The organism is Lactobacillus sp. YT155 (assembly GCF_030504545.1).
Taxonomy (GTDB): Bacteria; Bacillota; Bacilli; order Lactobacillales; family Lactobacillaceae; genus BQUT01.
This window is the reverse complement of sequence record NZ_JAUKWP010000002.1, coordinates 218951-244061: the sequence shown is the minus strand read 5'-3', so window position 1 is coordinate 244061 and position 25111 is coordinate 218951. Positions and strand designations below refer to the sequence as shown.

General features: G+C 35.3%; 23 protein-coding genes and 2 tRNA genes. 24 read left to right on the top strand and 1 reads right to left on the bottom strand.

Going from position 1 to position 25111, the window contains the following annotated elements:
• The first annotated feature begins 85 nt into the window (after window positions 1–85).
• The 4 genes from Q2T76_RS04050 to Q2T76_RS04035 all read left to right on the top strand — a co-directional run bounded on the left by Q2T76_RS04050 (window position 86) and on the right by Q2T76_RS04035 (window position 3798).
• Window positions 86–2749 carry a calcium-translocating P-type ATPase, PMCA-type gene (locus tag Q2T76_RS04050; RefSeq protein ID WP_302084238.1) on the top strand — a complete coding sequence of 888 codons (2664 nt, stop codon included), beginning with the start codon at window positions 86–88 and terminating at the stop codon, window positions 2747–2749.
• Window positions 2749–3180 (top strand): hypothetical protein, encoded by a 432-nt coding sequence (locus Q2T76_RS04045; protein ID WP_302084237.1) that lies wholly within the window; start codon window positions 2749–2751, stop codon window positions 3178–3180. Before Q2T76_RS04050 ends, Q2T76_RS04045 begins: the two co-directional genes overlap by 1 nt.
• A complete protein-coding gene (locus tag Q2T76_RS04040; RefSeq protein WP_302084236.1) occupies window positions 3180–3644 on the top strand; it encodes a SprT family protein in 465 nt (154 codons plus the stop codon). The genes Q2T76_RS04045 and Q2T76_RS04040 overlap by 1 nt, the downstream gene beginning before the upstream one ends.
• Before the next feature lie 68 nt (window positions 3645–3712).
• Window positions 3713–3798: transfer RNA gene (locus Q2T76_RS04035), tRNA-Leu, on the top strand.
• Between the two features lie 39 nt (window positions 3799–3837).
• Here the strand turns inward: Q2T76_RS04035 and Q2T76_RS04030 are convergent.
• The gene (locus Q2T76_RS04030) at window positions 3838–4344 is read right to left on the bottom strand and encodes a hypothetical protein (protein ID WP_302084235.1); all 507 of its coding nucleotides are present in this window, start codon (window positions 4342–4344) and stop codon (window positions 3838–3840) included.
• A gap of 244 nt (window positions 4345–4588) precedes the next feature.
• On the opposite strand from Q2T76_RS04030, the gene rbsK reads away from it, so the two are divergent.
• The 20 genes from rbsK (at window position 4589) to Q2T76_RS03930 (ending at window position 25098) form a co-directional block, all read left to right on the top strand.
• On the top strand, window positions 4589–5497 hold the full coding sequence (gene rbsK, locus Q2T76_RS04025) for a ribokinase (protein ID WP_302084234.1): 909 nt from the start codon (window positions 4589–4591) through the stop codon (window positions 5495–5497).
• Between the two features lie 252 nt (window positions 5498–5749).
• On the top strand, window positions 5750–5950 hold the full coding sequence (locus Q2T76_RS04020; protein WP_302084233.1) for a cold-shock protein: 201 nt from the start codon (window positions 5750–5752) through the stop codon (window positions 5948–5950).
• Between the two features lie 84 nt (window positions 5951–6034).
• Window positions 6035–6658: a glycoside hydrolase family 73 protein gene (locus Q2T76_RS04015; protein WP_302084232.1), complete on the top strand. Its 624-nt coding sequence runs from the start codon at window positions 6035–6037 to the stop codon at window positions 6656–6658.
• Between the two features lie 56 nt (window positions 6659–6714).
• Window positions 6715–7479, top strand: a complete 765-nt coding sequence (locus Q2T76_RS04010) for a MerR family transcriptional regulator (protein WP_302084231.1) — start codon at window positions 6715–6717, stop codon at window positions 7477–7479.
• A 172-nt stretch (window positions 7480–7651) separates the two neighbouring features.
• A complete protein-coding gene (locus tag Q2T76_RS04005; RefSeq protein ID WP_302084230.1) occupies window positions 7652–8227 on the top strand; it encodes a xanthine phosphoribosyltransferase in 576 nt (191 codons plus the stop codon).
• A gap of 3 nt (window positions 8228–8230) precedes the next feature.
• Window positions 8231–9355 (top strand): ATP-grasp domain-containing protein, encoded by a 1125-nt coding sequence (locus Q2T76_RS04000; RefSeq protein WP_302084229.1) that lies wholly within the window; start codon window positions 8231–8233, stop codon window positions 9353–9355.
• 9 nt (window positions 9356–9364) lie between these two features.
• Entirely contained in the window at window positions 9365–10657 is a 1293-nt protein-coding gene (purB, locus tag Q2T76_RS03995; protein ID WP_302084228.1) for an adenylosuccinate lyase, read from the top strand.
• Between the two features lie 121 nt (window positions 10658–10778).
• Entirely contained in the window at window positions 10779–13010 is a 2232-nt protein-coding gene (pcrA, locus tag Q2T76_RS03990; protein WP_302084227.1) for a DNA helicase PcrA, read from the top strand.
• Window positions 13011–13029: 19 nt separating this feature from the next.
• Window positions 13030–15045: an NAD-dependent DNA ligase LigA gene (gene ligA, locus Q2T76_RS03985; protein WP_302084226.1), complete on the top strand. Its 2016-nt coding sequence runs from the start codon at window positions 13030–13032 to the stop codon at window positions 15043–15045.
• Window positions 15046–15055: 10 nt separating this feature from the next.
• Window positions 15056–16204, top strand: a complete 1149-nt coding sequence (locus Q2T76_RS03980) for a CamS family sex pheromone protein (protein ID WP_302084225.1) — start codon at window positions 15056–15058, stop codon at window positions 16202–16204.
• 10 nt (window positions 16205–16214) lie between these two features.
• Complete coding sequence (gatC, locus tag Q2T76_RS03975; RefSeq protein WP_302084224.1) at window positions 16215–16514, top strand: Asp-tRNA(Asn)/Glu-tRNA(Gln) amidotransferase subunit GatC; 300 nt, start codon at window positions 16215–16217, stop codon at window positions 16512–16514.
• Window positions 16514–17977 carry an Asp-tRNA(Asn)/Glu-tRNA(Gln) amidotransferase subunit GatA gene (gatA, locus tag Q2T76_RS03970; protein WP_302084223.1) on the top strand — a complete coding sequence of 488 codons (1464 nt, stop codon included), beginning with the start codon at window positions 16514–16516 and terminating at the stop codon, window positions 17975–17977. The genes gatC and gatA overlap by 1 nt, the downstream gene beginning before the upstream one ends.
• A 1-nt stretch (window position 17978) precedes the next feature.
• Window positions 17979–19409, top strand: a complete 1431-nt coding sequence (gene gatB, locus Q2T76_RS03965; RefSeq protein ID WP_302084222.1) for an Asp-tRNA(Asn)/Glu-tRNA(Gln) amidotransferase subunit GatB — start codon at window positions 17979–17981, stop codon at window positions 19407–19409.
• A gap of 17 nt (window positions 19410–19426) precedes the next feature.
• Window positions 19427–20392, top strand: coding sequence for a diacylglycerol kinase (locus tag Q2T76_RS03960; protein WP_302084221.1), 966 nt, complete (start codon window positions 19427–19429; stop codon window positions 20390–20392).
• Window positions 20379–21725, top strand: a complete 1347-nt coding sequence (rlmD, locus tag Q2T76_RS03955; protein ID WP_302084220.1) for a 23S rRNA (uracil(1939)-C(5))-methyltransferase RlmD — start codon at window positions 20379–20381, stop codon at window positions 21723–21725. The genes Q2T76_RS03960 and rlmD overlap by 14 nt, the downstream gene beginning before the upstream one ends.
• 22 nt (window positions 21726–21747) lie before the next feature.
• Window positions 21748–22503: a GH25 family lysozyme gene (locus Q2T76_RS03950; protein ID WP_302084219.1), complete on the top strand. Its 756-nt coding sequence runs from the start codon at window positions 21748–21750 to the stop codon at window positions 22501–22503.
• A gap of 39 nt (window positions 22504–22542) precedes the next feature.
• Window positions 22543–23529, top strand: coding sequence for a Gfo/Idh/MocA family protein (locus tag Q2T76_RS03945; RefSeq protein ID WP_302084218.1), 987 nt, complete (start codon window positions 22543–22545; stop codon window positions 23527–23529).
• Window positions 23530–23537: 8 nt separating this feature from the next.
• A complete protein-coding gene (locus tag Q2T76_RS03940; RefSeq protein WP_302084217.1) occupies window positions 23538–24737 on the top strand; it encodes a DEAD/DEAH box helicase in 1200 nt (399 codons plus the stop codon).
• Between the two features lie 22 nt (window positions 24738–24759).
• Window positions 24760–24833: transfer RNA gene (locus Q2T76_RS03935), tRNA-Arg, on the top strand.
• 46 nt (window positions 24834–24879) lie between these two features.
• The gene (locus tag Q2T76_RS03930) at window positions 24880–25098 is read left to right on the top strand and encodes a hypothetical protein (RefSeq protein WP_302084216.1); all 219 of its coding nucleotides are present in this window, start codon (window positions 24880–24882) and stop codon (window positions 25096–25098) included.
• Window positions 25099–25111 lie beyond the last annotated feature (13 nt).

Genomic DNA, 25111 nt, shown 5'->3' with positions numbered 1-25111 from the left:
AAATTGTGAGACTTACACACGTTATTTAGTGTGTGGGTCTCTTTTTTTATACAAAGAGCTCGTTTAACCCAAATTAGGAGGAACAATGGAAAAGAATTTTTACAATCAAACAATTGAGGAAATAATTAAGAACTTTGCGACCTCAAAAGAGGGGTTATCTAGCCAAGAGGCTGCACAATTATTGGCAGAAAATGGCGAGAACAAATTAGAAGCTAAGAAAAAAACGACAAAGCTACAGATGTTAATCAACCAATTCAAAGATTTTATGATTATCATCTTAATTGTTGCTGCACTTATTTCAGGAGTGCTACTAAAGGAATGGACTGATGCGTTCATTATCTTATTGGTTGTCTTTCTGAATGCTATTATGGGGGTTATTCAAGAATCCAAGGCCGAAGAAGCTATTGATGAACTCTCAAAAATGTCAGCACCGCAGGCAACTGTCGTCCGTGATGGTGAGATTCTCCACATCACTAACTCACAGTTAGTTGTTGGTGATATTGTTATGTTGGAAGCGGGGGATGTCGTTCCTGCTGATCTTCGATTAATTGATAGTAATTCGCTAAAGATTGAAGAATCTAGTTTGACTGGTGAATCAGTTCCTACTGAAAAAAATACTGAAACACTTGAAGGTAAAATTGCTTTAGGTGATCGTAGTAACATGGCATTCATGAATACTAACGTTACTTATGGACGTGGTATGGGTGTGGTTGTAGCTACTGGAATGGAAACTGAAGTTGGCGAAATTGCTAAAATGTTGAACCAGGCTGATGAAAATACCACTCCATTACAGGCAAATTTAAACTCACTTGGTAAAGTTATTACTGTATTAATTTTGGTGATTGCGGTTGTGATTTTTGTTATTGGAATGGTTAATAATCCTAAGCATTTGCCATTAGTTCAACAAATGAGTGAGATGTTATTGACTTCAATTTCACTTGCCGTAGCAGCAATTCCTGAAGGATTGCCAGCTATTGTAACTATTATTTTGGCACTTGGTACACAAAAAATGGTTAAGCACAAAGCTTTAATCAGAAAATTGCCAGCTGTTGAAACTTTAGGAAGTACCGATATTATTGCTTCTGATAAAACCGGTACTTTGACCATGAATCAAATGACGGTCGAAAAAGTCTATGAAAATAATCATTTATTTGAAAAAGACATTACTTTAGATGCTGAGAACAAACTTGTTCAAATTATGTTATTGGCAAATGATACCAAGATAACTCCAGATCAATTAGCCGGCGATCCCACTGAAACAGCATTGATTCAGTTCTCACTTGATAAACAAATTGATGTTAAAGAATTCTTGACAACTCATAAGCGAGTGGACGAAGTTCCGTTTGATTCTAATCGTAAATTAATGAGTACCGTTAATGAATTTGATGGCAAATACTTAATTGCGACAAAAGGTGCCTGCGATCAATTATTAAAACGAGTAACTAAGATTCAAGATGGTGGCCAAATCAGAGCTATTACTGAAGCAGATAAAGAAGTAATTCTTGAGCAGAACAAGCAGTTTGCTCAACAAGCACTTCGTGTTTTAGCCTTTGCATACAGAGTGTCTGATTCACAACCGACTGAAATAAACAGTGAAGCAGTTGAAAATGATTTAACCTTTGTTGGCTTAGTAGCTATGATTGACCCTGAAAGAAAAGAAGCTAAAGCTGCAGTTCAAGAGGCAAAAGCTGCTGGAATTGTGCCAATCATGATTACTGGTGATCATCCAATCACTGCGGCAACAATTGCTAAACGTTTAGACATTATAGATGATCAAACCAGCAGTGATGCTGTTCTAACTGGTGACCAATTAGATCAAATGGACGATGAAACCTTTGATTCAAATGTTGATAAATATCATGTCTATGCCCGTGTTTCTCCCGAACATAAAGTGAGAATTGTTAAAGCTTGGCAAAAGAAAAACAAAGTTGTGGCAATGACAGGTGATGGTGTCAACGATGCTCCTGCCTTGAAATCAGCTGATATCGGTGTTGGAATGGGAATTACTGGGACCGAAGTTTCAAAGGGTGCCAGTGATATGATTCTGGCTGATGATAACTTTGCAACTATTGTTCATGCTGTAAAAGAAGGACGAAAAGTCTTTAGCAATATTCAAAAATCAATCCAATATTTACTTTCAGCTAACTTGGGTGAAGTTCTAACCTTATTCATTATGACTTTACTAAGCTGGGATATTTTGAAACCAGTTCAATTACTCTGGATTAACCTGGTAACAGATACACTCCCAGCGATTTCTCTAGGCCTTGAACCAGTGGAAAAAGATATTATGGAACAACAACCACGAGGAAGAAAATCAAACTTCTTCTCAAATGGAGTTGGGCAATCGATTTTCTACCAAGGAATTCTAGAAGCTATAATTACTTTAGGCGTTTATTTCATTGGAATTCAATTCCCAGTCCACACTAGCAACGCATTAATGCACGCGGACGCTTTGACAATGGCATATGCAACTCTAGGATTAATTCAATTGTTCCAAGCCTTTAACGTTAAATCAATTCACGGTTCATTATTTGCAAGCAATCCATTTACGAACAAGGCATTTAACTGGTCAATCATTATTTCAACGATTTCATTAGCTGCTACAATTATGATTCCAGGATTAAATAGCATTTTCCATGTAACTGAACTAAACTACATTCAATGGCTAACTGTTCTAGCAGGTGGAGTTATAATGATTTTAGTTGTAGAATTAGTTAAATTAGTACAAAGAAAGCGAGCAGCTAAATAATGAATCAAATGCAAAAAAGAGCGATGGCTTATATGAATGCAATTAATCAAATGATTGAAAAAACTCAAGAAGTTCAAGAACATCTCAATCCTTTGTTTGAAGAAATCACACAAGCAATTGAGAAGAAAACTTTGAAAGATATGCAATCAGCTAAGTACTTAGAAATTCAAGGTGAATTCCAAGAAGGGACCAATGAGTACAAGAAAATTGCTAAAAATATGAAGACAGTCAAAGCTCCAGCTAAATTGATGGGTATTCAACACAATTTAACGGCTGCTTACGTTGAATATGGTGATGCTTGCCAAGCTATGGTTGATAGTATGAAAGATAATCGAGATGTTGATTTGGAAGCTTTTAACGCAGCCGAAGAACGTCAAGAAGCTGCAACCGATAAGATTTCAAAATACATTCAAAGAATCGCACAAGGATAATGACAGATACAGAATTAACTAATTTAGTGAAAGAAATTTCACTAAATTTTTTTGGAAAAGAATTTAAAAGTAATGCTCGATTCAATTCACGGTTACGAACAACTGGTGGAAGATATCATCTCAGAGAAGATTATATTGATATTAATCCAGAAATATTAGAACGATATGATCAAGAGGTGCTTTCAGGGATTATTAAGCATGAGTTGTGCCACTATCATCTATATCATGAAATTGGTAAGCATAGCCACAATTCTAAAGCCTTTAATGATTTGCTAAAGTCAGTTGGTGGTTCAAAATATGCCCCAGCCCTTAAGCCGAGAAATCATCGTCAAAAAGTATATAAGATTTATCAATGTGTAAATTGTGGACTTGAGTATCGTCGAGTAAAAAAAATAAATACGCGAAGATTCGTTTGTGGTAAATGTCGAGGTAAGTTGGCTTTTATCAAAGAAACGACAAACTAAAAATACTGACAGAAATGTCAGTATTTTTTTGAATTTCTGGAGAAAAAGGGTATACTATTATAGTATTCGCGGGTATGGCGGAATTGGCAGACGCGCAAGACTAAGGATCTTGTGGAGAATTATCTCCGTGGAGGTTCAAGTCCTCTTACCCGCAGTAATAAAAAACATCGACTAATTGGTCGATGTTTTTTTGTTAACTATCAGTTGCTGTTTCTGCTTGTTTAAGATCGTCTTCGGTAACTGTGATGTTAGCTACTTCGGACTTATCTGGGTTAAGGAACAAGAATTGCATCTTAAGTCCAGGAATGGTTTCGGTCATTGTTTCAAAAAGAGAATTTACTTGTTTTACCAAAGTTGGTTTCAAAGCTGCGCTATCAATCGCTGGAGTTTGCTCTTTCAAAACGTAAGTATAAACGATGGTATCTTTTTTTGAAGTGATAGAAATATCTGAGTAAGTATCACTTTGTTGCTTCTTAATTGAAGCTACTTGAGTTTGAGCCACTGAAACAATCAAATCAATTTGTTCTTGACGAGAATAACCTTCATCTTTTTTCTTTTTATCAGCAGTTTTTTTCTTCTTCGACACCTTAGAAGATGTGTCGTCTTTCTTACTATCTTTTGAACTATCCTTTGGGGTACACCCGACTAAAGCTGTAACTGTTAAAACAGCTAGTAGGCCACCAATTATCTTCTTTTTCATAACCTTCTCCCTATGATTATTAATCTTATTTATTAATTATTATATCAAGGAAATCGGCGATAAGATACTTGAATTTATTACTAAGATTATTTTCTGGAAAAGTTCTGGCGATATAGTTAAATTCTAACTATAATTAAGTTAGATAAAAGAATAAAAATTGGTACGGACTTTTATTGAAAGTGGTTACATTTCGTGGTAAATTGGTAGGGTAAAGTTCGATAACGGAATTGATTGGAGAATTAAAATGAAAAAAGTAGTTGTTTTAGGTTCAACCAATGTTGATACGATTTTAAAAGTAGATCGTTTTCCATTACCTGGAGAAACAATGAAGATGGAAGATAAAGCTCAAGCTGGTGGCGGTAAAGGTGCAAACCAAGCCCTTGCTGCTACACGTTTAGGAGCGCAAACAAGTTTTATTAGTCGTGTGGGTGATGACGGTGCGGCTGATTTCATGTTAGAAACTTTCAAAAAAGATGGCATGAATACCGATCACATCATTGCTTCTCAAACAGCTGGAACTGGTCAAGCATTTATTATTGTCGAAAATAATGGTCAAAACAGTATCATGATTTATGGTGGTGCTAACAGTGAAGTGAGTGCTGCTGATATTGAAGCAGCTCAAGATGTAATTAAAGATGCCGATATTCTAATTGCTCAATTTGAAGTACCAATGGAAGCTATCGTCGCTGCCTTTAAAGTTGCTAAAGAAAATAATGTCAAGACAATTTTGAATCCTGCGCCCGCAACTGCTGACATTCCTACTGAGTTAATCAAAATGTCTGATATCATTGTTCCTAATGAAACAGAAGCTCAATTGATTACTGGAATTGAAGTGACTAACAGAGCTTCAATGGATCAAGCAGCAGGCAAGTTGTTAGAAATGGGTGCCGGCGCAGTAATTATTACTGTTGGTTCAACTGGTTCATACTACGACACTGGAGAAGCTACTGGCTTCGTCAATGCTTTCAAAGTTAAAGCTGTTGATACTACTGCAGCTGGTGATACCTTCATCGGTGCCTTCAGTACTAAGATTAATGATGATTTGTCTAATATTGAAGAGGCAATGACTTTCGCTAATAAGGCATCTTCGATTGCGGTTCAAACATCAGGTGCTCAAGTCTCAATTCCTTACGAAAATAATGTTCAAATATAATCAATTATAAAGCTAAAAAATAATTAATATTATATAAATTATAGTGATTCATTATTTTTATGAAATCGCTATGAAAACGCCATGAAAAGGGATTTTTAGCTGAAATTATATTGTTAATTTTAAATAATCATGCTAACATAATTTATGTATTGTGAAATGGTGAAAAATGGTTCGACAGATCGCAAGACTTTCTTCCATCAGTACCACGAAACAAACTACAAATTTTAAAATCCCTCAGGAGGAAGTTCTAACATGGAAAATGGAACAGTAAAATGGTTTAATTCAGAAAAAGGCTATGGCTTCATCACTCGCGAAGATGGTAGTGATGTATTCGTACATTACTCAGCAATTCAAGGTGAAGGCTACAAGACTTTGGAAGAAGGACAAGCTGTAACATTTGATATCGAAGAAAGCGATCGCGGACCCCAAGCCGTAAACGTAAATAAAGCTTAATTTTCTTTGTATGTTAAATGAAAAGCCTAGCATCTGCTAGGCTTTTTTGTTTTAATTTATTTAACAAATATTTTGAGGTAAATTTTGGCTAAGAAGAGAAGAAGACGTTATAAAAAATATTCTTACCCATTCATATTAGCGATGATTATGCTCTTTGTGGCAGTCATCACAATAATTTTTTTGGGGATGAATTTATTTAATAACTACGAAGATAATAAACCAACTCATGAAGAAGTGGTTTTACAGCAACATAATGCTTTTATCGACAAAATTAGTCCTTATGCTGTTGAATTAAAAAAAGAATATGGAGTTTTACCGAGCGTTACAATTGCTCAAGCCATTATCGAAAGTGATTGGGGAAAGAGTGGCTTAGCAAGTAAATATAATAACTATTTTGGTGTCAAAGGTGAAAATCCTAATAACACTAAACTTCTATATACGAATGAGTTTGTTGATGGTAAGTGGATTAAAGTTTATGGTCGCTTCCGCGTGTACAGTGATTATAAAGAATCTATGAAAGACCATGCTAGCCTACTCGCTAATGGTACTACTTGGAATCCTCAACAATATCAACATGTTTTGGCGGCCAAAGATTATGTGGATGCGGCTTTTGCTTTGCAAACCGATGGATATGCCACTGATCCTGGGTATACTAAAAAGCTTCTGAAAGTGATTAAACAATATAATTTGGATCGTTTTGACAAATAGTCTTGACTGTGACGTTACGTCAGGGTTTATAGTACAATTTGTCGAAAGGAAGTATTATGGAATATACGATTAACAAATTTGCCCAATTAAGTGGTGTAAGTGTGAGAACTATCAGATATTACGATCAAATTGATTTGTTAAAACCTGCGCGTATAAATTCAGCCGGCTATCGGATTTATGGCGAAGAACAGGTGAATCGGATGCAACAGATTTTGTTCTATAAAGAACTAGGTTTTGATTTGCAGCAGATTAAAGAATCACTTGATGCAGATGATTTTTCAAATGAACGTGCACTTCAAAAACATTACCAGAGTTTGTTAAAGCAACGTGAAAATTTAAATCTTCTTTTAGACACCGTTGAAAAAACGATTAAATATTATCGAGGTGAAGAAAAGATGAGTGATGAAGAAAAATTTGCAGCGTTAAAAAAACAACGTTTAGAAGAAAATGAACAACAATATGGTCAAGAGCTCGCTGAGATGTATGACCAAAAAACAATCGAAGCTGCTAATAAGATGTACGCTAATTTAACTCAAGAACAGATGAATGAAATGGAAAATATTGAAGCTCAACTATTTGAAAAATTGAATGAACTTAATGACTTGAGTGATGTTCAAAATGAAACAGGTAAAAAAGCATATGAGCTCCATAAAAAATGGCTGTCATACACTTGGCCAAAATATTCTCCAGAAGCTCACCGTAACTTGGTAGAGATGTATTTGGCAGATGAACGTTTCGCTGATTATTATAATCAACGAGCAAACAAAAATGCCGCTCAATTATTACACGATGCTGTCATCTATTATGCGAAAAAGAACTAAGAAGAACTTAGTTCTTTTTTATTTTGTCACGATTATTTAATAATTATTTGAGAAATTGGTCAATTCTTGCTGTAATTATCGTAGTTTCAATTATAATAGTTAGTAAGAATTAACAATAAATGTTTATTTAAGTGATATTATTATTACTATCAATAAAGAAGAGGTAAATATTTTGAAAGAACTTGAAGAAAGAATTAGTAAAGATGGCCGAGTTATCGGCACTGATGTGTTAAAAGTTGATAATTTTTTAAACCACCAAGTCGACCCAGTATTGATGAAAAAAATGGGTGAGGAATTTTACAAAGAATTCAAGGATCAAAATGTTACCAAGATAATTACAGTTGAGTCATCAGGAATTGCGCCAGCCATCATGACTGGACTTTGCTTTGAAAAACCAGTGGTTTTTGCTAGAAAACACAAGTCATTAACTTTAAAAGATGACTTATATACAGCTGATGTCTATTCATTCACAAAACAAACTAGCAACAAAATTAGTATCTCTAGAGCATTTCTAGATTCTAGTGATCGTGTGTTAATAATCGATGACTTTTTGGCTAACGGACAAGCTGTTAAAGGTTTAGCTGAAATTGCTGAAGCTGCTGGAGCTACAATAGTTGGTGCCGGAATTGTAATTGAAAAATCCTTCCAAAAAGGTCGTTCATTAGTTGATGAATTAGGAATTAAAGTTCATTCGCTTGCTAGAATCAAAGCATTTGAAAATGGAAAAGTCATATTTGAAGAGGATTAGTTAATGAGACAGTATTTAAAACCAGGTTCGACAATCGGTGTTATCGGTGGTGGATATGAATCGTATCTATTACTTGTACAAGCTCATAAAATGGGCTTTAAAACCTGTTTAGCGGTAACAAATAGCGAAGATGAAGCAATCAATAGTGCAGATGAATACGCGGTTTTAGATGACTTTAATTATGAAGACATTCGAAAAGTTGCTGAAAACTCTGATATTTTAATGTATCAAACGCTCGATATTGCTGGTGAAGATTTGGAAAAAATTGCTAGTGAATTCCCTGTAATTCAAGGAACTGAGTTATACACCTTATCGCAAGATCGTTATTTAGAAAGAACTTTTTTAGATGGACTAAATATCAACATTGCTCCATTTTATTTGATTGTTAATGAAGAGGATTTGACAGTTGGAATTCAAAAAGTTGGTTTTCCAAGTAGCTTAAAACCAATTCAGCTAGAAAATGACCATCAAATGACAATAAAATCGATGGATGACGTCGAAGTTGCTAAAGATCTTTTACAATATGGAACTTATATCTTAGAAGCATATGTGGAACCAGAAAAATGTTTCTCAATTATGATTACAAAACGAGTTAATGGTAAGATTCATACTTATCCTATGACTTCTAACAAGTATGATGAAGACGATTTGGTTAGTTCGACGGTTTTTATCAAAAATGATCCTAGGGTTGAAGAAGAGATTCAACGAGTTTCTCTTGAGATTGCAAAGACAATTAACTATGTAGGTGTGTTAACTGTTAATTTTGTAATGGGTGAGAACAAGACCTTGTATGTTCAAGGAATCAGTTCAAATCTTTCCTATGCTGCTAATATCTATGAACTAGCAACAGGCTGTTCGCAATTTGAATTACAGCTTAGAGCATTGGCTAATTGGCCAATTCCTGAATTATTTCCATTAACAAATGCTACCTTCATTCGTTTCTTTGAGAAACAAAGAGAGGCTGCCTTAGACTTATTACAAGAAAAACCACAATGGAAATTCTTATTCCATAATGAAAGCCAAGATTTCAGTCAAGAAAACGAAATTGGTTATATTTTGATTTCATCAACTCAAGAAGACTTTTTAATAAATAATGTTAATAGTACCAATATTTGGACAATAGATTAGGAGACTCTCATGCTAGATAGATATGTAAGAGAACCAATGGGTAAAATTTGGAGTGATGACAATAAATATCAAGCATGGTTAAAAGTTGAAGTTGCTGCAACTAAAGCGTGGAGCACTCTAGGAGAAGTTCCAAAGCAAGATTATGAAAAAATTCGTGATAATGCTAGCTTTGATGTTGCAAAAATAAATGAACTCGAAAAAGAGACCAAACATGACGTGGTAGCTTTTACTAGAGCAGTGTCATTATCGTTAGGTGAAGAAAAGAAGTGGATTCATTTTGGATTAACTTCAACTGATGTCGTTGATACTGCTTATGGTTATCTGATTAGACAGGCTGATGATATTTTAAAAGAAGATTTGAATCACCTGTTAAAAGTTGTTAAGGATAAAGCTAATCAATATAAATACACACCAATGATTGGACGTACCCACGGAGTTCATGCGGAACCAACAACTTTCGGCTTAGTTTTAGCAACCTGGTACTCGGAAATTAAACGTGATATTGAGAGATTCCAGCATGCCTCAGAAGGTGTTGAAGCAGGAAAAATTAGTGGTGCTGTGGGAACTTTTGCGAATACTCCTCCGGAAGTTGAAAAGATGGTATGTGAGGAACTAGGAATTCGTCCTCAAGAAATTTCTACTCAAGTTCTACCACGTGACTTACATGCAGAATATGTTCAAACTATGGCGTTAATCGCAACTTCAATTGAACGTTTTGCCTTAGAAGTTCGCCATTTACAAAGAACCGAAGTCAGAGAAGCAGAGGAATTTTTTGCTGCTGGACAAAAAGGATCTTCGGCGATGCCACATAAAAGAAATCCGATTGGCTCTGAGAATGTTACTGGGCTTGCTCGTGTCATTCGTGGTCACGCAATCACTGCTTTAGAAGATGTTCCGTTATGGCATGAACGTGATATTTCTCATAGTTCTGCTGAAAGAATTATTATTCCAGATACGACGGAATTGCTAGATTATATTATTATGCGTTTTGCGAAAATTGTTGAGAATTTAACCGTTTTTGAAGATAAGATGCTTGAAGATTTGAATTTAACTCATGGATTGATTTATTCACAAAGAGTGATGCTTAAGTTAATTGAAACAGGCATGTCTCGTGAACAAGCGTATGATTTGGTGCAACCCAAGACAAAGATTGCTTGGGATGAGAAAAAAGATTTCGAAGAATTAATTCGAAATGATAATACAATTCAAGACAAATTAAGTCAGAATCAGTTAGGTGATGCTTTTGATTACAAGTGGCACTTACGTCATGTTGATGAAATTTTTGAACGAGTTGGATTATAGCTTGGAAAGAACAGTGAAAACTGTTCTTTTTTTGTGAAAAAAAGCAGTTGGTTAAATAGTAACGAGCATTGAAATTTGGTATAATTTAACAGAATTGTTTTTAGAATTAGAGGGCATAAATTTGGTTGAAAAAGATTTATTATCAGGATTAAATAAAGAACAAAAAGAAGCGGTTTTGACCACTAAAGGACCTCTTTTAATTATGGCAGGTGCAGGGAGTGGTAAGACTCGAGTTTTAACACACCGCGTAGCACACTTAATTGAAGATGAAAATGTCATGCCATGGAGAATTTTGGCAATCACTTTCACCAACAAGGCTGCTAATGAAATGCGTGCACGTGTTAATAAATTGTTAGGTGATAAAGGCGAAGGGGTTTGGATCTCTACATTCCATGCTCTCTGCGTGAGAATTCTAAGACGTGATGCTGAAAATATTGGTTTCTCAAGATCGTTTTCGATTGCTGATCCGGCTGAGCAAAGAACGTTATTGAAACAAATTTTAAAAGAACATAACTTAGATACTAAAAAATTCGATCCAAAGTCAATTTTGGCAATGATTAGTAATGCGAAAAATGATTTACTATCACCGACTGATTATGCAACCAATGCTAAGGGTCCATTTGAAGAAGCAGTAGCAATTTGTTATCGCGATTATCAATCAGAATTAGTTAATAATCAATCAATGGACTTTGATGATTTGATTATGAACACAATTAAATTATTTGAAGAACACAAAGACGTTCTTGAGAAGTATCAAGAACAGTTTCAATATATTCATGTTGATGAGTATCAAGATACTAACGAGGCTCAATATCGATTAGTTAATCTTTTGGGACAAAAGCATTTAAATGTTTGTGTAGTTGGTGATGCGGACCAAAGTATTTATGGTTGGCGTGGAGCTAACATGAATAACATCTTGAGTTTTGAAAAAGACTACAAAAATGCGCAAACCATTATGTTGGAACAAAACTATCGTTCTACTAAGAACATTTTGGGTGCGGCTAATGATGTCATTAATTACAACGAAAATCGGAAGCCAAAGAAACTTTGGACTGAAAACGATGATGGTGAAAAAATCACTTACTATCGTGGACAAAGTGAAAGCGACGAAGCCTTATTCACAATTGAGAACATCAAGAAATTATGTGAAGAGAAGTCATTCACTTATAACGATTTTGCCATTTTGTATCGTACTAACTCACAATCACGTGTTTTTGAAGAAAAACTTTTGTCAGCCAATATTCCTTATAAAATTGTTGGTGGACATAAATTCTATGATCGTAAAGAAATTAAAGACATCATGGCTTACTTACGATTGATTGGAAATTCAGCCGATTCCATGAGTTTTCGAAGAATTGTTAATGCTCCAAAACGTGGAATTGGACCAACAAGTGTTGATAAATTAGAGGCATTTGCCAGAGAACATAATTGGTCACTACTAGAGGCTGCTAATAATATTGAATTATCAAGTTTGCCAGCTAAAACTAGAACAACTTTAGGTAAGTTTGCGCAAACAATCACCGCAATTCAAACCAAGTTAACTACGGCACCAATTACGGAAATACTAGAAGATACAATTGATCAAACTGGCTATATTGATGATTTAAGAGCTCAGGACAGTCTAGAAGCTCGTTCAAGAATTGAAAATATTGAAGAATTACTTACTGTTACGAAACAATTTGATGATCACTATGAAGATGATGACAGTTTGCGTTTAGAGAACTTCCTAACCGAACTATCATTAGTCAGTGATCAAGATGACATTGAAGAAGAAGTTAACGAAGTTACTTTAATGACTTTGCATGCTGCTAAGGGATTGGAATTTCCAGTCGTCTTCTTAGTGGGAATGGAAGAAGGAATTTTTCCATTGGGAAGAGCTCAAGCTGACAACAGTGAACTTGAAGAAGAACGACGTCTAGCTTATGTAGGAATTACTCGTGCTGAGAATAAATTATTCTTAACTAATGCTCACTCAAGAATGCTTTACGGAAGAACACAAGCCAACCCACCTTCCAGGTTTTTAGTTGAGATTGAAGATAAATATTTGGATCAGGAAAGTCCTAACGCCGAAAATATTTCATTCAAGAATCAAGAAACAAACTATCCATTCTCAAAAAATAAAGCTGCAAGAACGTTCAGTGGAACATATGTCGCTAATACGGCAACCAAAACCACCAGTTCAGCTGCAAGCGAAAATTGGGAAATTGGTCAAAAAGTTGAACATAAAAAATGGGGTATCGGAACGATTGTAAAAGTAACTGGCGAAAACAAAAACGCTGAGCTAGATGTTGCTTTTGATTCCCAGGGAGTTAAACGATTATTGGCAGAGTTTGCCCCAATTAAAAAAGTTTAAAATATTAAAGGAGTAGCTGATGAATATAGATGAAGCCCGTATTAAAATAACTGACTTAAGAGCTGAAATTACTAAATTGAGTGAAGCATACTATACTAAAGATGCTCCTTTGGTTGAAGATAATGTGTATGATCAGTTGTACCGACAATTAGAAGAACTAGAAGCTAAATTCCCTGAACTAGTGACCAAAGATTCACCAACTCAAAAAGTTGGTGGAAAGGTTCTTTCAGAGTTCAGCAAAGTTAGTCATGAAATTCCGATGCTTTCAATGGGGGATGTTTTCTCATTGGAAGAATTAGAAGACTTCGACCGCCGACTTCAAAAAAATGTTGGCCGAGAGTTTGAATATAATGTCGAATTAAAAATTGACGGGTTAGCCTTGTCGCTGATTTATGAAAATGGTGAGCTAGTTCAAGGTTCAACGCGTGGTGATGGTGTGATTGGTGAAGATGTAACCAATAACATTATGACGATTAATGACATTCCTAAGAAGCTCTCCGAACCCATTAGTTTGGAAGTTCGTGGTGAATGTTATATGCCAAAGTCCTCATTCAAAAACTTGAATGAACAACGTGAAATTGAGGGACAAACTGTTTTTGCTAATCCGAGAAATGCAGCCGCTGGCTCACTTCGTCAGCTTGACTCTAGCATCACTAAATCACGGAATTTGAGTACTTTTATTTATACACTGATTAATGCTGAAGACTATGGTGTCACAACTCAAAAACAAGCAATTGAATTTATGAAAAAACTTGGATTCCATACTAACCCAAGCTCAGAAACTATCAGTAATATTAATCAAATTGAAGATTACATTGAGAAGTATCAAGATCAAAGAAATGATTTAGAGTATGGTATTGATGGCATTGTTTTAAAGGTAAATGATTTAGCTACTCAAGCTGAACTTGGTAACACTGTCAAAGTTCCTCGTTGGGAAATAGCTTATAAGTTTCCGCCAGAGCAATCAGAAACTATCGTTAGAGATATTGAATGGACAATGGGAAGAACTGGAGTCTTAACGCCGACGGCAGTAATGGACCCAGTACAGCTGGCAGGTACGACTGTATCACGAGCAACATTGCATAATGTGGAAATGATTAGGGATAAGGATGTTAGAATTGGCGACACAGTTTTGCTTCACAAAGCCGGTGACATTATTCCTGAAGTATCACAAGTTGTTTTGAAAAAAAGACCTGACAATTTGCCAGAAGTGGCAGTTCCAACAAACTGTCCTTATTGTGATTCCAAGTTAGTTCATTTAGAAGACGAAGTTGCTTTGCGTTGTATTAACCCAATGTGTCCTGCACAAATCAAAGAAGGTTTAACACATTTTGCTTCAAGAAATGCGATGAATATCGATGGCCTTGGTCCACGGATAATCGAACAATTATTTGAAAAACAAATGATTAAAGATGTTGCTGGATTATATCGATTAACGGCTGATGGTTTGTCACAGCTGGAAGGTTTCAAGGAAAAATCTATTAATAATTTGTTAACAGCAATTGATAACTCTAGAAGTAATTCACTAGAGAAACTATTATATGGTTTAGGGATTCGTCATGTTGGCGCTAAAGCTGCTAAATTATTGGCAGAGGAATTTAATAGCATGGACAATTTGATGGATGCATCCCAAGAATCAATTGCTAATATCAATACCATCGGTGAAACAATTGCCGACAGTGTGACAACTTACTTTGAAAATCAAGAAGTCCATGATTTAATTCAAGAATTAAAAGACGCCTCAGTGAACATGGATTACTTAGGCGGTAGTGAAGAAGTCGTTTCTAACCCTTATTTTACTGATAAAACAGTAGTTATTACTGGAACATTAGAAAATTACAAACGCCAAGAATTGGCGGATCAATTAGAAAAAATGGGTGCCAAAGTAACAAACTCTGTTACAAAGAAAACTGATTATTTAATTGCCGGTGAAAAAGCTGGTAGTAAATTAGATAAAGCAAACAGTTTAAATGTTACTATATTGGATGAAACAACTTTAGAAGGTTATTTATCGTCAACTCAGGATGCTGAGTAGGAGGAATGTTTTGAAAAAGAAATTATTATCTGCGGTAGTATTAAGTTTAGTCGCAATTACAATTGCCGGATGTGGTAACTTACAAAAATCAAGTTTATCAAGTGGAAATGGTTCATCAAAAAAAGAAAAAGTTGTTCAGACAACTAGTTCTAATGATGGTTCTTCCTACAATACTTTATTGCAAGGTAAACAATACCAAGTTAGTCCAATTAATGGATTGACTAGTGGCGATAACGATAATCAGTTCAACTTACAAAGTTTTGATGCTGGTTTATTGGAAGTTTCTAAAAAGGAATTTGCAACTAAAGAATATACTTTCCAAGAAGGAAATGTTATTAAGTCAAACGTTGCTCAAAACTGGTTGGCTCGTAAGTCCGACAGTAATAAAGAAGGCTTGAATCCAGCCGATAATGGTAAGACTGAGCCAAAAGAAAGGAATCCACTTTATTTATCACAAATAATTGAAGATGATTTCTACAAAGAATCAGGTAATAGTTATCAACTGTCAGGAATTTCAATTGGTCTTTCAATGAATGAAGTCGATTATTATACCAAGGTCAAATATGGTGCAACTTTTGAGACGAAAATCTCAGAAGCCGACCGAGTTGCCGAAGGTAAGAAGATGGCCGACGAAATTGTCAAACGACTACGTAAGATGAAAAAAACCAAAGATATTCCAATTATGGTAGCTCTTTATAAAGCTGAAACTAAGGATAGTTTGGTTGGTGGAAATTATTTCATGTATGGAGTAAGCAAGAACGGAACTTCTAACATTGGTTCATGGAGTAATTTGAATAACCAAAGCCAAGTCTTACCGGTAGTTAACAATGCAAAAGTAGTTAATACCGCCGATTCCGATGCTTTCTCATCCTTTAAGTCACACATCCAAAACTACTTCCCTAAATTATCAGGTGTAATTGGCAAAGCTCATTATGCTGATGGTAACTTGGATAGTATGAGTATTACTATTACTACTCAATTCTACGGTGCGGCTGAAGTAAAGAGTTTCACTCAATACGTATCAAACGCCGCCTCATCATATCTTCCTGGTGGAGTTGACCTAGAAATTAAAATACAATCAACTAATGGATTACAAGCCTTTGTCGCTCGTGAAAAAGGACAAAAAGACTTTTATTCTCATGTCTTTAATGATTACTAAGGGGTAAAAAATGATAGATAAAGAACAAATCAGACATATTGCAACGTTAGCAAAATTCGAATTTTCCGATGAAGAATTTGATGGATTTGCTACAAAATTTCAAGAAACCCTTGATATGGGTGACAAACTTCAAGATATTGACACAACTGGAGTAGAACCAACTACTAATTTAGCTACTCGAACAACTGTCTTTCGTGAAGATACTCCTGAAACCGACCAAACTCGTGAACAATTATTGAGTAATGTTCCAGAATCAGACGGTCGTTTAATTAAAGTGCCATCAATTTTAGATACAGAAGGTGACAACTAGTGAATTATTTTGATCATTCAATTGAAGAATTACACGAGCTTTTAGTAAACAAAGAAATCACTGCAACTCAATTGGTAGAGTCTACTTATGAAAATATTGAAGCTACTGATAAAAAAATCAATGCTTTCATTACTTTGAACAAAGAAGAAGCTTTGAAACGAGCACAAGCAGTTGATGAAAAAGGGATTGATACTGATAACTTAATGAGTGGAATTCCGATTGCTATCAAAGATAATATTTTAACTACTGGAATCAAAACTACAGCAGCAAGTAAAATGCTGGAAAATTTTGTTCCTGTTTATGATGCAACCGTAGTAGAAAAACTTCATCAAGATGGAGCTATCAGTGTTGGTAAATTAAACATGGACGAATTTGCCATGGGTTCATCTAGTGAAACCTCTTATTTTGGAAATGTTCACAACCCTTGGAATTTGGATAGAGTACCTGGTGGTTCTTCAGGTGGTTCAGCAGCAAGTGTTGCTGCCGGTGAAATTGTTGCTGCTCTAGGAACAGATACTGGTGGTTCAGTTCGTCAACCAGCTGCTTTTAATGGTGTCTTTGGTATCAAGCCAACTTATGGTCGAATATCAAGATGGGGTGTGATTGCCTTTTCTTCAAGTCTTGACCAAGTTGGTGTTTTATCAAAACGAGTTAAAGATGCCGCTGCTGTCTTGACTTCTATTAGTGGTGAAGACTCAAAAGATGACACTTCAGCTGCGGTTGAAGTTCCTGACTTTGTTAAAAATATCAACCCAGATATGAAGGGCAAAAAGATTGCTGTCCCTAAGGAATTCATGGGTGAAGGTGTAAATGATCAGATTATTGAAGTCATTAAGTCAGCACTTCAAGAATTTGAAAAAATGGGTGCAACCGTTGAAACTATTTCGTTACCTCATGTTAAAAATGCGGTACCAACTTATTTCATTTTAGCCTCAAGTGAAGCCTCATCAAACCTACAAAGATTTGATGGAATTCGCTATGGCTTCAGAGCTCAAGATGTTAAGAATTTGGAAGATGTCTATGTTAAGAGTCGTTCTGAAGGATTCGGTGACGAAGTTAAGCGTCGTTTGATGTTAGGAACATTTGCTCTTTCATCTGGATATTATGATGTCTATTTCAAAAAAGCTGCTCAAATTAGAACTTTAATCATCCAAGAAATGGCAAAAGTTTTTGAAGAGTACGATTATATTATGGGACCATCAACACCAACTACTGCCTTTAAGATTGGTGATAAAATTGATGATCCAGTAACAATGTATATGAACGATATGCTAACAATTCCAGCTAACATGTCAGGTGCGCCTGCGGCTTCAATCCCAGCCGGAATGATTGACGGCATGCCAGTTGGTCTACAAATTATTGCTAATAATTTTGATGACCAAGGAGTCTTCGATGCGGCCTTAGCCTTTGAACAAGCTACTAAATTTTATGAAAAACAACCTGCAATGAAAGGAGAAAACTAAGATGAATTTTGAAACAACCATTGGACTAGAAGTCCACGTTGAATTAAAGACAAAATCCAAAATGTTTAGTACTTCTCCTGCAGTGTATGGTGCTGAACCAAATACAAATACTAACGTAATTGACTTTGGATTTCCTGGTACTTTGCCAACTGTTAATAAAGAAGGTTATCGTCTAGGAATTATGACTGCTTTAGCTTTACATGCTGAAGTTGAAAAACACACTCACTTTGATCGTAAAAATTATTTTTATCCTGATAATCCTAAGGCTTATCAGATTACTCAGTATGAAAAACCTTTGGCACATGACGGCTGGATAGAAATTGAAGTTGATGGTCAAAAGAAAAAAATCGGTATCGAAGAAATGCATGTGGAAGAAGATGCTGGTAAAAACACCCACGGTGAAGACGGATATTCATATGTGGATTTGAATCGTCAGGGAACTGGACTAATTGAAATTGTTTCTAAACCAGATATGACCACACCTGATGAAGCATATGCATATCTAGAAAAACTAAAACAAACTATCCAATTTACTGGTGCTTCTGACGTGAAAATGGAAGAAGGGTCAATGCGTGTTGACTGTAATATTTCAATACGACCAATTGGCTCAAAGAAATATGGACAAAAGATTGAGTTGAAAAACCTTAACTCATTTAATCATGTCCGTTTAGGTCTAGCCTTTGAAGAAAAACGTCAAGCTGAGATTCTTCGCATGGGTGGCGAAATTCTTCCCGAAACGCGTCGTTTTGACGAACCAAGTGGCGAAACAATCTTAATGCGTGTCAAGGAAGGTAAAGATGATTATCGTTACTTCCCTGAACCAGATTTACCTAACTACGAAATCGAGCAAGCATGGATTGATCAAATTAATTCACAACTTCCTGAAATGCCTGATAAGAGAAGAATTCGTTACGTTGATGAATTAGAAATTCCTGAGTATGATGCAGGAGTTCTAACAGCTACTAAAGAAATGTCAGATTTCTTCGAAGAATCAGTTTCTCTAGGAGCAAATCCTAAGTTAGTTTCAAACTGGTTGATGGGTGAAGTTAACGCCTATATGAATGCTAATCAACTAGATCTTCTAGAAACTAAATTAACACCTAAAAACCTTGCAACAATGGTAAAATTAATTACAGAAGGAACAATTTCTTCAAAAATTGCGAAGAAAGTTTTCCAAGAAACAATTGAGAATGGTACCGAACCTAATCAATGGGTTAAAGAAAAAGGTTTGATTCAAGAATCAGATCCAGCTGTTTTGACACCAATTATTTCTGAAATTTTGGACAATAATGAACAATCAATTATTGATTTCAAGAATGGTAAAGATCGTGCAATTGGTTTCTTAGTTGGACAGATTATGAAACAAACTCATGGACAAGCTAATCCTAAAGTTGTCAATCAAATATTGATGAGTGAAATAAAGAAAAGATAATTTTCGAGGATAAAAAAATGCGGGCAAGATTAATTTATAATCCAACATCTGGACATGAAACAATGACTAATAGTGTTGGAGATGTATTAGACATTTTAGAACAAGCCGGCTATGAGGCTAGTGCTTTTCGGACAACTCCTGAGGAGAACTCTGCCCAAAAAGAAGCTAAAAGAGCAGCACTTGCAGGATTTGATCTGTTAGTTGCAGCCGGTGGTGACGGAACTATCAATGAAGTTGTTAATGGCATTGCCGAGCTAGATAAAAGGCCGCAGTTGGCTATTATTCCTAGTGGAACTACGAATGACTTTGCTCGTGCTTTGAAAATTCCTCGTGAGGATCCAATTGAAGCGGCTAAAATTATTTTGAACAAGAAGTTTTTGCCCATGGATATTGGAAAAGCTAATGATAAATATTTCATGAATATTGCCGCTGGTGGGTCAATGACTGAATTGACATACGAAGTTCCATCCGCATTAAAGTCAGTTCTCGGTTACTTGGCATACTTAGTTAAAGGTGCCGAGATGTTACCTAAAATCGGGCCTACTAAAATGAAAATTGAATATGACGAAGGTGAATATGTCGGAAGTGCATCAATGTTCTTTATTGCGATGACAAATTCGGTTGGTGGTTTTGAACAAGTAGTTCCAGATCAACAATTCAGTGATGGATTATTTACGTTAATTGTTATCAAGACCAGCAACTTGAAAGACATTGTTCATCTTATTGCCTTAGCATTAAATGGTGGTCGTCATGTTGATAATGACAAAATCATTTACACAAATTCTCGAAAAATCAAAATCACACCTGAAGATGATAAGAAGTTAATGATTAATCTTGATGGTGAATATGGTGGTGATGCACCAATGGAATTTGATAATTTGCAACAACATATTGATATATACGCTAATACCAGTGAATTGAAAGATTCAATTAGTGATTCGGTCAAAATTGAAACCAAACAGGTGAATAATGAAGAAAAATGATCAACTAACATTAGAAATATTAGATTTGACCTACGAAGGAAAAGGGATAGCCAAAGTCGATGGTTATCCTTTATTTGTAGATAATGCCTTACCAGGAGAACAAGTAAAAGCGACAATTTTAAATCTGAAAAAAGATTATGGATTCGCAAAAACAATTGAAATTATCAAGAAGAGTCCGGATCGAGTAGAAGTCGATGATGCGCGATTTATACAATCGGGAATTGCACCATTACTATTTTTAAAATATGACCAACAATTAATATTCAAACAAACTCAAATTAAGAATTTACTTAATAAAGCTCACTTGACTCAAGAACTAACAGTTAATGAAACAATTGGCATGGAAAATCCATACGAGTATCGTAATAAGGCACTAATTCCAGTTCGTGAACTCAATCATAAATTGCAGACAGGGTTTTATCGTCGACACAGTCACGAACTAATTCCTATGGAGAATTTTCTAATTCAAGAACCTGGTATGGATGAATTAATAATTGCTGTTCGAGATATTCTCAGTAAGTATCAAGTTCAAGCTTATAATGAAGCCGATAACAGTGGTCAAATTCGTAATATCATGATTAGAAAAGGACACTTTACTAATCAATTCATGGTGGCATTAATTACTACTAAAGAACCTATTAATCACTTGGATGAAATCACTAAAGAAATTCAAGCATTGCCAGATGTAGTAAGTGTTGTTCGCAATATTAATAATAAGAAAACCAATGTCTTATTGGGCACTAAAAATAAAACATTAAGTGGTTTTCCTTACATTGAAGATGAGATTCTTGGTAATACTTATCGTATTTCTCCAAATTCATTTTTCCAAGTAAACTCTGTTCAAACTCAAAATCTTTATCAATTAGCAATTGATAAGGCAGAGTTAACTGGGAATGAAATGGTTGTTGATGCCTATTCTGGAATTGGAACAATTGGACTTTCAATGGCAGATAAAGTTAAAGAAGTTCACGGAATTGAAGTAGTTGAAGCAGCTGTCAAAGACGCCAATAAAAATGCCGAAATTAATGATATTAAGAATGCGACTTTTGAAGTTGGTAAAGTTGAAACAGTTTTGAAGAAATGGGCAGAAGAAGGTCGAAAAGTTGACGTCTTAATGGTAGATCCACCACGTAAAGGATTGGATGCATCATTAATAGAAACAATTCAGGCAATTAAGCCACAAAAAATTGTTTATATCAGTTGCAATCCTTCAACATTGGTCCGTGATTTGCAGAATTTGGAATCTGATTATAAAATTAGTTCAATAACTCCAGTTGATATGTTTCCAATGACTAATCATGTGGAGAGTGTGACTAGCTTAATATTAAAGTAATTAGTTAGTCTTTGAGGTGATTATGGCAAGAAAAGAACAACCCATCTATTCTGATCAAAGTAGCACAATCAAGAAACATAAGAAAATTCTCATTTTAGCTGCAGTATTAGTTATTGTTGGAGCTTTAATTACTGGTGGAATTTTGAAGTATTTACAAAATGCTGGTCGGCCAAGTAATCAAGAATATCCTGTTTTAGGGATGATGATTGATCAAAGTGATGGCTACCAAGACTTTCGAGTCTTAAAAGATCACGGAGTTGATTTTGTTTATATGAAGGCAACAGAAGGGTCAACCTACTCTGATGATAATTTTGAAAGCAATTTTTCTAGAGTGAAAGGTTCACAAATTCCTTTTGGCTTCTATCATGTAGTCAGCTTTGAGACTCCCGCCAAAGAACAATTTAGAAACATTGTTGATACTGTCGGACAACAACGGGGAAGTTTGCCATTTGTCTTGCACGTTTCGGCGTATGGGAAATATGCACAGGCGGGAATTCCTAAGAAAAAAGCTGAACAAAATGTACGTAGTTTATTCAATGACATTAGGAATTACTACGAGGATGTAGCTATTGTTCAAGTTGATACCAAGAGCGAGTTTTTAGCCAAGAAGTTTCCCCGTGTTTGGTATGCTTCTGATCAAAAACCAAGAAATAATTGGATATTGTGGCAATACAGTAGCTCAACTAGAATTCCTGGCTATGCTGGTGGCGATGATTATCGATTATCAGTTCTCAATGGTCAGCCGCAACAGCTAGACGGTTTAATTCAAACAAGATAGTAAATTCGCTATAATTGAGATATTCAAAGGAGAATAACTATGCAAAAACTTGGTATTATTGGAACTAATTGGATTACTCAACAATTTGTTGATGCAGCAAGAGAAAGCAAAAGCTTTGACCTAACACATGTCTATTCACGTTCTGAAGAAAAAGGACGAGATTTTGCTAATCAGTCAAAGAAACCAGATATCAGTGTTAGCACCGACTTAAATAGCTTTTTTGCGAGTGATGATTTTGATACAGTGTATATCGCCTCACCAAACGCTCTCCATTTTGAACAAGCCAAACAAGCACTTCAAAGTGGCAAGAATGTTATTGTTGAAAAACCTTCATTTTCAAATGTTGAAGAATTTAATGAAATTGAAAAAGTAGTTAAAGAAACAGGAATGTTCTTATTTGAAGCTGCTCGTCATATTCATGAAGATAGTTTCCAAAAAGTTCATGACTTTATTGATAAATATCAATCACATTTAAGTGGTGCAAGCCTCAGTTATATGAAGTATTCGAGTCGTTATGATCAAGTGTTGGCGGGAGAAGAACCAAATATCTTTTCCTTGAAATTCTCAGGTGGAGCACTTTATGACCTAGGAGTATATCCAATTTATGATGCGGTTGTTTGGTTTGGTAAGCCTGATTCAGTGAACTATCAAGCAGAGATTATTCAAACTGGTGTTGACGGAAGTGGTGTTGCAACATTGAAGTATCCTGACTTTGACGTCAATATTCTTTTTGGAAAGACGAAGAATTCTTCGATGATTTCGGAAATTTATTTTGGCAAGGAAACCTTGCAACTTGATAATGCTGGTACCATTCGTCAGATTACAGCAGTTAGTGGTGATGATCAGCTTGAAATTCCATCAACTGCTAATGATAATCCGATGGTTGATGAAGCAATGGCATTTGCCGAAATAATTAAAAATCATGATACCAAGAAGTTTGAAACACTATTTAACTATGCCAAAATTGTGAATGAAACATTATTTAAACTAAGAGAAACTGCAGGAATTAAATTCACTGCAGACTAGGTGATCAATTGGAAATTCCAGAATTATATCAAGAGTATTTTACTCAAAATTCTTATAAAAAATTCACAGCCATTCAAGAACAAGTTTATGAACCATTCATAAATAATCAAGATTTGTTGGCAATGGCACCTACAGGGTCAGGGAAGACTTTAGCTTTTTGTTTGCCATTGGTTGAAAAAATTAATGGTGGAGAAGGACTGCAAGCAATTATTTTAGAGCCCTCACAAGAGCTAGCCATCCAAACTCGTGATGTTTTGCAACCTCTAGTTAAGTTGATTGACAGTAACGTTATAGCGATAACTGGTGGTGCTAACTCAAAACGTCAATTGGAGAAACTTAAGAAACAAAAACCAGAAATTATTGTTGCTACAATTGGCCGATTACAAGAATTAATTAACTTGAAAAAGGTGAAACCAAGTAAAGTTAAGTATTTAGTAATTGATGAGGCGGACGAACTGCTTTCAGATACTAAATTGACCGACGTACGAAACTTTGTTGATATGGTAGCTGATGATGTCCAAATTTCAATGTTTTCAGCTACCAGCAACCCAATCTTCTTAGAACTTCCGAAATGGTTTGGCAGAGATTTTTTGACAATTGATGATCGACAAAATGAAGAATACCGAAAAGGAATTAAGCACTATTTTGTTCAGGCAACTAATAATCAAGAAGAATTGATTCGTAGATTAGCTCATAATAGTAAATTTCATGGTATGGTCTTCTTTAATAGTTCGCGTCAGTTACATAAAAGTGCCAGCAATTTGAACTTTAAAAAGACTAATTTCGTTGTGCTAGACAGTAAGAGTTCGTCGCAACAGCGAAAAGATGCTTTGAGTAGATTTACAAGTAAAAAAGTTAATCTAATTTTGACTAATGATGTTGCTGCTCGAGGAATTGATATTCCTGCGGTTAATACAATCATCAATTATATGGTCCCAAGAAATACACAAGAATATGTTCATCGTAGTGGTAGAACCGGACGAATGGGACGCGCTGGTGTTAGTATAACTTTTGGAAATGCTCATGATTTTCGGAATTTTTCTAAAGATATTGCAAAAGATTTTGAAGTTAAACAAGTAATGATTACTGAAGATGGTGGCTTCACCAAAAATCTTAAACAAGGCAAAAAGAAGCCCACTGAAAAAAATTCAGAGCGAAAAAAGGAACGTTGGCGTGATAAGAAGAACAAAGGATATAGAAAAAAATAGCATCGAAGATGCTATTTAATACGGTCGCTTGGCTCAGCTGGATAGAGCAACTGCCTCCTAAGCAGTAGGTCCCCGGTTCGACTCCGGGAGCGATCATAATAAAAACGATACATGAATGAACATATTAGAAAGGAATAAGAGTATGTCATTTAAAGACAAAAAGAGTGATGAACTAAATTTGTATGATTTGGATGATATCATTGCTGAAGACAACCGATTAAAATTTGAAGCTTATGGTGATGTGTTACCAAAAGAATCACAAAAAGAAATTGATTTAATGTCCAAGCGGATAGCGGCGTATAAGAAAGCTTATAAATCTGGACATTCAATGACAACAAAAGAATTGAAAAAAATTAAGTAGAGCACTTGGCAAT